The organism is Alginatibacterium sediminis (assembly GCF_003610775.1).
Taxonomy (GTDB): Bacteria; Pseudomonadota; Gammaproteobacteria; order Enterobacterales; family Celerinatantimonadaceae; genus Alginatibacterium; species Alginatibacterium sediminis.
Genome location: NZ_RAQO01000010.1, coordinates 114,173 through 122,870 on the forward strand (window position 1 = coordinate 114,173; position 8,698 = coordinate 122,870).

At 44.3% G+C, this 8,698-nt stretch carries 7 protein-coding genes; 4 read left to right on the plus strand and 3 right to left on the minus strand.

What is annotated here, in order from left to right:
- The 3 genes from DBZ36_RS18525 to imuA form a co-directional block, all read right to left on the minus strand.
- Positions 1-3,057 (minus strand): error-prone DNA polymerase, encoded by a 3,057-nt coding sequence (locus tag DBZ36_RS18525; RefSeq protein ID WP_120356476.1) that lies wholly within the window; start codon positions 3,055-3,057, stop codon positions 1-3.
- 24 nt (positions 3,058-3,081) lie between these two features.
- Complete coding sequence (locus DBZ36_RS18530) at positions 3,082-4,485, minus strand: Y-family DNA polymerase (RefSeq protein ID WP_120356477.1); 1,404 nt, start codon at positions 4,483-4,485, stop codon at positions 3,082-3,084.
- Positions 4,486-4,554: 69 nt separating this feature from the next.
- Complete coding sequence (gene imuA, locus DBZ36_RS18535; RefSeq protein WP_120356478.1) at positions 4,555-5,250, minus strand: translesion DNA synthesis-associated protein ImuA; 696 nt, start codon at positions 5,248-5,250, stop codon at positions 4,555-4,557.
- Positions 5,251-5,416: 166 nt separating this feature from the next.
- Between imuA and fbp the strand changes: the two genes are divergently transcribed.
- From fbp to DBZ36_RS18555, 4 genes are all read left to right on the plus strand, one after another.
- Positions 5,417-6,433 carry a class 1 fructose-bisphosphatase gene (fbp, locus tag DBZ36_RS18540; protein ID WP_120356479.1) on the plus strand — a complete coding sequence of 339 codons (1,017 nt, stop codon included), beginning with the start codon at positions 5,417-5,419 and terminating at the stop codon, positions 6,431-6,433.
- Between the two features lie 91 nt (positions 6,434-6,524).
- Complete coding sequence (locus DBZ36_RS18545) at positions 6,525-6,803, plus strand: DUF2517 family protein (RefSeq protein ID WP_199711927.1); 279 nt, start codon at positions 6,525-6,527, stop codon at positions 6,801-6,803.
- 130 nt (positions 6,804-6,933) lie between these two features.
- The gene (locus tag DBZ36_RS18550; RefSeq protein ID WP_120356480.1) at positions 6,934-7,689 is read left to right on the plus strand and encodes a Nif3-like dinuclear metal center hexameric protein; all 756 of its coding nucleotides are present in this window, start codon (positions 6,934-6,936) and stop codon (positions 7,687-7,689) included.
- 85 nt (positions 7,690-7,774) lie between these two features.
- Positions 7,775-7,969, plus strand: coding sequence for a (2Fe-2S)-binding protein (locus DBZ36_RS18555; protein WP_120356481.1), 195 nt, complete (start codon positions 7,775-7,777; stop codon positions 7,967-7,969).
- Positions 7,970-8,698: the final 729 nt, after the last annotated feature.

Genomic DNA, 8,698 nt, shown 5'->3' on the forward strand with positions numbered 1-8,698 from the left:
TTAGCGAAAATCTCGAGAAGGTAAATTTAGCTTTTCGAGTAAATTGGAGTTGTCGATGAGTTTTCCAGCGATAATATGAATCACTTTGGCTTCACGCTCTAAAACGCCGTGCACCATCATTAGTTTTGCATTAATTAAGGTACTGCGTTGAGCCTTAGCTGTTGCGCTCCAGACTACCACATTGATATTCCCGGTTTCATCTTCTAGGGTAACGAATGTGACGTCAGCTGAAGATCCCGGTCGCTGTCGGCCAACGACCAAACCAGCAACCTTAACCAATTGACCGTGCTTACCCTGAAATAATTGCTGACTATTACGATAATTTTTTAGTTTTGGATGCGCTCGCAATATAGCCATGGGGTGGCGACGTAGGCTAAGACCCGTAGTTCGATAATCTTGTAGCACTGATTCTACTTCCTTGGGCGCGCTTAACTCAACGGCTTGCTCAATGATGTCTGCGCCTATCACTAAAGGGGGCTCATAACCTGCCATTTGCCATCGGGCTTGATGACGGTTCCCGGCTAACGAGAGTAAGGCATCGGCGGATGCTAGAGACTCAAGACTGGTGGCATCCAAATGTCTTTTTAGTAATTCCAAGTCAACAAAGCCACGTTCGGGTCGTTGTTCTAGAAGGGCTATAAACTTTTCTCGATGTAAGCCTTTCACCAAACGAATTCCTAAGCGAATAGCGCTACTTGCTTGTTGTGCACCTCTGGGTTGACGATGTACGAGGCTACTGTCCCAGTGACTGTAATTAATATCGACCGGTAGGATCTCCACGCCGTGGCGCTTAGCATCTTGCAATAACTGGCTTGGTGAATAGAAACCCATGGGTTGACTATTGAGTAGGGCGCAACAAAATGCAGCCGGTTCATGGCATTTGAGCCACGAAGAAATGTAGACCAGTAAAGCAAAGCTTGCAGCATGTGATTCAGGAAATCCGTATTCGCCGAAGCCTTGGATTTGTGAAAATAACCGCTCGGCAAATTCTAGTTCATAGCCATTATTAAGCATACCGTCTAACAATTTGTGCTTAAAATAATCAAGCTTGCCATTGCGTTTCCAACTTGCCATCGCACGTCGAAGTTCATCGGCTTCTCCACCACTAAAGTTGGCTGCAACCATGGCTATTTTTATGACTTGCTCTTGGAAAATAGGCACGCCGAGGGTGCGTTCAAGAACCGATTTAACCGAATCTGAGGGGTAATCAACGGCTTCCAATTTTTGACGCCGCCGCAAAAAAGGATGAACCATATCGCCTTGGATCGGACCTGGTCTTACGATGGCTACTTCTATCACCAAATCGTAGTAGTTGCGCGGTCTTAAGCGTGGCAGCATGTTAATTTGAGCTCTCGACTCGATTTGGAATACACCGACACTGTCACCCTCGCACAACATGTCATATGTTTTGCTGTCTTCTCGCGGAATATCGCTGAGTTGATAGGTTTTGTGGTCTCGCTCACTCATTAATGCCAAACAGCGGCGAATAGCACTGAGCATGCCTAAAGCTAAAATGTCGACTTTCATTAGGTGTAGCGCCTCTAGATCATCTTTGTCCCATTGAATAATGGTTCGATCAACCATGGCTGCGTTTTCAACTGGAACCAAGTGACTTAAGCTTGTTTTAGCGATAACAAAGCCGCCAACATGCTGCGAAAGATGCCGAGGAAAGCCAATTAGCTGCTCAACTAAACTTGCATAACGCTCTCGAATACTTATCGCGACTGCCTGGCTCGCGACTATTTTTTGATAACAGCTTGTACTTTTGTCACGCCAGTCAATCTCACTGAGTAATTGAACAACCCGATGCTCTTCGATGGCTAGCGCTTTAGCAACTTGCCGTAGTGCGCTGCGACTGCGATAACTGATTATGGTAGCGGCCAAAGCGGCGCGTTCACGCCCGTATTTTTGGTAGATGTATTGAATCACTTCTTCACGGCGCTGGTGTTCAAAGTCGACATCTATGTCGGGGGGCTCGTTGCGCTCTCGAGAGATAAAACGCTCAAACAATAAATTGACTTTGGTTGGATCAACTTCGGTGATACCTAAGCAATAACACACCACGGAATTGGCTGCCGATCCGCGCCCTTGGCACAAAATCTCGCGCTGCTTGGCAAAGCGTACAATATCAAAAATGGTAAGAAAGTAATGACAGTACTGCATCTCGTCAATTAGCTCTAATTCGTGTTTTAGTTGGGCTTGGACGGCGCTAGGTATGGCATTTGGGTAGCGCTTAGCTGCTCCCTCGCTGACAAGTTTTCGAAGATAATCGCTGGCATCTTCCCCTTCGGGCACCAGATCGTCAGGGTATTGATATTTCAACTCGCTCAGACAAAACTGACAACGCTGGCTCAGCTTGAGGCTTAACTCAATTTCCTGAGGGTGAAAGCGTTGTTCAAGAGTGCTTAATGGAAGTAAACGTTGCTCGGCATTGCTTTGTAGGATCTGTCCGGCCGCTTGTACCGTGGTATGATTTCGAATGGCGTCCAAGACATCCGCAAGTGGTTTACGACTGGCATGGTGCATGCGCGCCTGGGTTGAAGCGAGGCATTCGATCCCTAGTTCTTGAGCTAGTCTTCGTTGATTGCTAAGCCCTTGTTGTGGTTGGTTTAGGGTTTCACCAAGGAGCATGAAACAACGGCTTTGATTCTGTTTTATAAACGCCAAGCTTTGCAAACTAGGCTGAGCAGGCGCAGCCCATAAGCATAAACACTGATTGGCTATACGTAGATCTTCAAGCTCGATGCTATAGCTGCCTTTACCACTACGGCGCCGGGCAAGCGTGATTAATGCACATAATTGTTGGTAGGCTAGTTGGCTGGTCACTAGCAATACAAAACTGCCGTGTTGGTTAAGTTTAAACTCGCTACCTACAATTAACTTTAATTGCGACTCTTGGCAGGCCTGATAGGCGCGAACTACTCCAGATAAACTGCATTCGTCAGTGATGGCGATAGCTTGATAATCAAGCTGCTTTGCCCGATTTACCAATTCATGTGGATGAGACGCTCCAAACAGAAACGAAAAATTACTGCGTGCATTAAGTTCTGCAAACATAGATGTGACCTAGCGATAGTATATTTAAGAAAACCAACCATGTAGAAACCAGCGACCTGGGGAGCGTAGTTCCTGAAAAATCCAAGCCAAACCATGGTGCTGACGATGTTGTGCGAGGTAATAATCGCGTTGCACCGAGGGGGTATCCCACCAAGCACAAACTATCCGTTCAACTTCACTAAGCAGCCGATAGTGATGAATATTAAGCGCCTTGACCTGTGGTAATAACCATAAAGGGCGCCTAAATTGAGGCAGTGGGGCACTTGTTAAGCTTTGGCCGTAAGCTTGTAATACGCCGCTTCTCTCGGGGCGGTGGTCGCTGTTCAAACCGAGCTGCAGCACTGCATCTGGTCCTAAGCGGTTTTGTAAGCGATCTAGTAAGTCTAAGTCGGGGCTATTATGCTTTGTGCCGAACAGGTCTTGTGATTGTTGGCCTACAGGAATCAAATCTAAAGCCTCAACTTGAAATCGAATAACGGCTTGATTGAGTCGAAAATTGTCCAGTTTTAGACGTAAAAGCGTATGCCAGCTTTGGCTGGCCTGCTGAGCTTGAGCGCTGCGCAGGTCAATATGTTGCGCGCCATGTTCACGGGCATTGAGTTCAATGCGAAGATGGCTGCATTGCAGTTGGGATTGAATTAGCCATTGTTGCAGCTGCTCAAAAGCTTGATTTAATGGGAAGCAAAGCCCTTGTGAATAACTGATCTCGTGTAACAGTTCAAACTTTCGAATAAATTGCTGCTTGGTTTCGACAAACAGCATAGGGGTACTTAATTGCCCTAAAACCTGTTGCATATAGGTCAAGGCACTTTGGCTGAGTCGTTTGCGTAATTCTGGACGCGGTAGTTGTTGGTATTGTTCAAGATTGTAAATACCCATCGCCGCAAGTTTGTTGATATGCGACGGCTCTAAGTCGCAGTTGACAAGGTGTAGCTGACGATGACTTAAGGGTTTTTTAGCTTGCTGCTGTTGGTTAACTTGCGCGTGTTGGCGCGCTTGCCAGCGCGCGGCTAAAGGCGTTTTATCTATGGCTAAGCAGAAATCGAAGCCTTGCCCAGCGCAAAAATCAAATAAGCTTTGTTGTTGCGCTTGTACATCCTGATAGATGTTCTGCATACCTTCTAGATTGACAAAAAAACCTTGCTCTTGGTCTTGAGCGACTTGTGGCGAAAAGTCTAATAGCTGTTGGGCCAAATTGAATTGGTGTTCAAGTCGAAGTTGTTTGTCTTGTTCAAATAATTGCAAATTAGGTTGCAGATGAAACGCTGTTGCTAGTTTCATGTTGTTTTTAAGGCCGTTGTTTTGGGCATTTTGATTAAACTGAAGCACCTGCTGATCATGGTGCACAGCATAGGCTACAGCGGGATCAAGCTGCTGACAACGAGCAGCCAAGTCGGGTTGGCATAAATAGAGGTATAACCAGGACATAGTATAACTAGTAGCGCATTACAGCGACGGCCTTGCCATTACAGAGCAAGGCCTCGGTACGGTTAAATTTCAATGTAGAGGAGCTAAGGGTGATTGAAGTTTTAGACTTTGCTGTGCCAATGGCCAAGCGCCACGACGTTTAAGTAAGTCATAATTGAGCTGCTGTGGGTCGCTGCTCGCTTCAATACGGATACGCATACCAGCATGGCTTGATTCTTGGGCGACATTGTCTGGGCGGAACAAAAAACTAAGGCAGTCACTAGCTTCTGCTGCAAGTTGCAGGCGTCTAGTTGCTTTGTTATCAGCTTTATCAACCCAAGCTAATACGGCACTGCAATGACCAGACTTTAGGGCTTGCTCTAAAGCCCATAAACTATCTTTAACGTGCTCGCTACGAATCACCAAAACTTTAGAGCTATCAACACCGTATTGCTCTAATGCCGGAGCATAAGGCATAAATGGCGGAGCAATGAAAATGATCCAACGTTGTTGCTGAGATACTTTCGCTAAAGCGGGCATTAATAGTTGTAGTTCGCCTTGGCCTGATTGACGGGTCAAAACCTCATTCAAAGTACTTTTAGGCCAACCCTTCGACGGTAGCTGATTATCGAGTTGAGCGTAGCCGCTACTTTGACCTTGCTTGGTTTGTTGGGACCACTGTTGGCCTTTCCATAGGCTTTGCTGTTGCAACAATTGGTCTAAAGTCGACTTTTTATCTTGGACGGCTTTAGGTTTAATAGTTTGATGTTTTAATGCGACAGACATATATGACTCCGTTTACTGTTTGTTTATACAGTGTATGGATATACAGTATTTTTTATTGTTCACGATTGCAAGCAATTTGTGTGTTTTTTTTATGCAAATCTGGTCTAATAAATAGGCTTGTAATATTTAACGATAATAAGACACCCCCTCACAAAGGAAGCGATACATGATTACTCTTGGTGAATACATCATTGAGAAACAACATCAGTTCCCGGAGGCCACTGGAGAATTGACTCAGTTGCTAGGCGCAATTCGTCTTGCATCTAAAGTGGTAAACCGCGAGATTAATAAAGCTGGCTTAGTTGATATCATTGGTTCAACAGGGCTTGAAAATGTCCAAGGTGAAGTGCAACAAAAGCTAGATCTATACGCGAACGAAAAATTTAAAGCGGCACTTGAAGCGCGTGGCGAAGTGTGTGGTATTGCCAGTGAAGAAGAAGACGAATTCGTTGCTTTTGATAGTGAGCGTGGTAAGAACAGCAAATATGTGGTTTTGATTGACCCTCTTGACGGCTCATCAAATATTGATGTGAATGTCTCAGTCGGTACTATTTTCTCAATTTACCGGCGGATTAGTGAGCAAGGTGAATCTGTTCAGGAACGTGATTTCTTACAGCCAGGACGTGAGCAAGTGGCCGCGGGTTATGTTGTTTATGGCTCATCAACCATGCTGGTTTATACCACTGGACATGGCGTGCATGGTTTCACCTGCGATCCTTCACTAGGCGTGTTTTACTTATCCCATGAAAATATGAGCTTACCTAAAGCCGGCAGCATGTACTCGATTAACGAAGGTAACTACTTAAAATTTCCGCAAGGGGTTAAAAAGTATCTGAAGTTTTGCCAAGAAATCGATCCGCCGACTCAACGTCCATATACATCTCGTTATATCGGCTCATTAGTTTCTGACTTCCACCGTAACTTATTAAAAGGCGGGATCTATATCTACCCCTCAACTGCATCAGCACCTACCGGTAAACTGCGCTTGTTGTACGAATGTAACCCTATGGCGTTTTTGGCAGAGCAAGCCGGTGGCAAGGCAAGCGATGGTTTTACGCGAATTATGGATATTGAACCTCAGGAGCTTCATCAGCGGGTACCATTTTTTTGCGGAAGTAGTGATATGGTCGACAAAGCCGAATCTATGATGCGTGAGTACTCTCCAGAGGACGCACCTAAATAATATTCGTAAAGACGAATACCTGAAAAATGCCCATATGTTGAATTGTTGTTTTATATTTACAATAATTTAGCATCGATGGGCTTTTTTTGTGATGTTGCGCATTAAAGTGTGGTTAAAAAACACCGGATTGAGTATTATTAAACCAATTGTTGGCACTGGTGGGTTTGATATGAAATTTAATTCCGATATTGCATTGTTTTTTCGTCGTTTAGGCCTCGTGTTGTTGGGTGTGCTTGCCTTCCCATGGGTTAGTGTTAAAGGTCAGCGCAGTGCTTTTTACAGTCAATTGTATCGTCAGTGGAGCCCTAGTTCCTCGACCCCGCTTTGGTTGCAACAAAGTGAAAAACAGCAATCAACGCTTTGGTTCTAAATTTGGTTGTTAACACAATATAGCCATCCAGGCTATGTTGTGACACTTAAAGACAATTCAATTCTCTAACTATTTATCCGCGTACTGATGCGTTAATATTGGCTTATCTTGTTTAGCCAAAAGCCAACCCATGAAAACCGAAAAACTGCATAACGTACTCAACGCACTTTTGGAATCCCCAGCCATAAAAGACTATTGCCCCAATGGTCTTCAAGTCGAAGGGCGCGCCGACACTCACAAAGTCATCACCGGTGTAACCGCTTGCCAAGCACTGATTGATATCGCAATTGAACGCAATGCGGATGCAATCTTAGTCCACCATGGTTTTTTTTGGAAAAACGAAGCTGCGCAAATAACGGGTATGAAACGCAAGCGTATACAATCACTGCTCACCAATGAAATCAACCTACTGGCTTACCATCTACCGCTAGATATTCATCCCGAACTTGGTAACAACGCGCAGTTGGCTCAGCGCTTGGGGATTGAGTTGAAGCGAGGTTTAGAGCCTTGGGATAAACGCAGTGTTGCGATGGTTGGACAGTTTGAAGAAGCTATTGCACCTGAAACGCTGAGTACACGTATTGAGACCGTTTTGGGGCGAAAACCGCTGCATATCAGTGGTGGAAACCGTGTGATCAAAAAAGTAGGAATTTGTACTGGGGGCGGGCAAAGCTATATTCAATTGGCAGCTGAACAAGGCTTGGATGCGTTTATCAGCGGAGAAATTTCTGAAAATACAGTGCATACCGCGCGCGAAATGGGAATTGACTATTTTGCTGCAGGTCATCATGCTACCGAACGTTATGGTGTTCAAGCGCTTGGTCATTGGTTAAGCGAAAACTACAAGTTAGATGTCGAATTTGTCGATATTGATAATCCAGTATGAACCTAATAGTTAGTATCTAACGATTGCAAATGACAATGATTCGCACTACTATTAGCTTGTGTGGTGCGAAACGAGTAATTCTAAGATGTATGTTTGTGTATGTAATGCGATAACTGACTCTCAAATCAAAGCCTGTGTTGCGCAAGGGATTGTGAGCTTTGGACAAATAAAACGAGAGCTTGGCGTTGCAAGTAATTGTGGTCGCTGCGCGAATATGACTAAACGAATAGTGCAACAGCAGCATGAGCAAGGGCTTATTTGCTTAAGAAAAGTAGCTTAAGAGCAATAGCTTAGTCCCCAAGCTGAAAGCGAACATTTATCTTTAAAATATGCTATTAAAACCACAACTTTTTTGCGACTGTAAAACAGAACGGCCAAGAACTAGAACTAATCAAAGCACCTTAGAGGCCGTAGTAATTTAGTAAACAAACATCTCTTAAACAGTTCTTTAAAGACCTTATGCCCTAATTATTGTCGCAGTTCGGTATCAACACATCACTAGAAAATGCTTGGCGCTTTAAATCTACTAACAAAAACTAACCCTAACCCTATTCGTTAGTTGCTCTTTAGTCGTTTTAATAATTACTTAGATCATGAAAAGCATCGCAATTACTAATTTAAATAGAGACACCGTTTTAACGATGAGACAAGTTACTTAGTCACTAAGCTAATTATATAATTTGTAGATCGGGTAGAAATCAGGCGCCCGCCTGATAAAGAGCAAGTAATAACGGTGTCGTTAGTCGGTGTCAGCTTTTGTCCACAATAAAATTTGACGAGATCAATTGATTGAGCTGGGAACATCGTGTTTCCCATCAGGTAAGCCCTAGTTATTGATAGGTAAAATTTCCTGTACCGACTAGTAATTTTACAGATTATGCCGTAACCGGAACCATTCTATAGTAGCTCCATCAACTACATACGAGGTTCCACCATGAAAGACTTAACCACTATATTTAAAACATCAGCAACGTTCCAATCAGCCATCGGTTTCGCCGTTATTATTATG

What these genes read in the sequence shown, in the direction of transcription:
- DBZ36_RS18525 (WP_120356476.1), bottom strand. Translation starts at nt 3,057, where the DNA reads ATGTTTGCAGAACTTAATGCACGCAGTAATTTTTCGTTTCTGTTTGGA.
- DBZ36_RS18530 (WP_120356477.1), bottom strand. Translation starts at nt 4,485, where the DNA reads ATGTCCTGGTTATACCTCTATTTATGCCAACCCGACTTGGCTGCTCGT.
- imuA (WP_120356478.1), bottom strand. Translation starts at nt 5,250, where the DNA reads ATGTCTGTCGCATTAAAACATCAAACTATTAAACCTAAAGCCGTCCAA.
- fbp (WP_120356479.1), top strand. Translation starts at nt 5,417, where the DNA reads ATGATTACTCTTGGTGAATACATCATTGAGAAACAACATCAGTTCCCG.
- DBZ36_RS18545 (WP_199711927.1), top strand. Translation starts at nt 6,525, where the DNA reads ATGTTGCGCATTAAAGTGTGGTTAAAAAACACCGGATTGAGTATTATT.
- DBZ36_RS18550 (WP_120356480.1), top strand. Translation starts at nt 6,934, where the DNA reads ATGAAAACCGAAAAACTGCATAACGTACTCAACGCACTTTTGGAATCC.
- DBZ36_RS18555 (WP_120356481.1), top strand. Translation starts at nt 7,775, where the DNA reads ATGTATGTTTGTGTATGTAATGCGATAACTGACTCTCAAATCAAAGCC.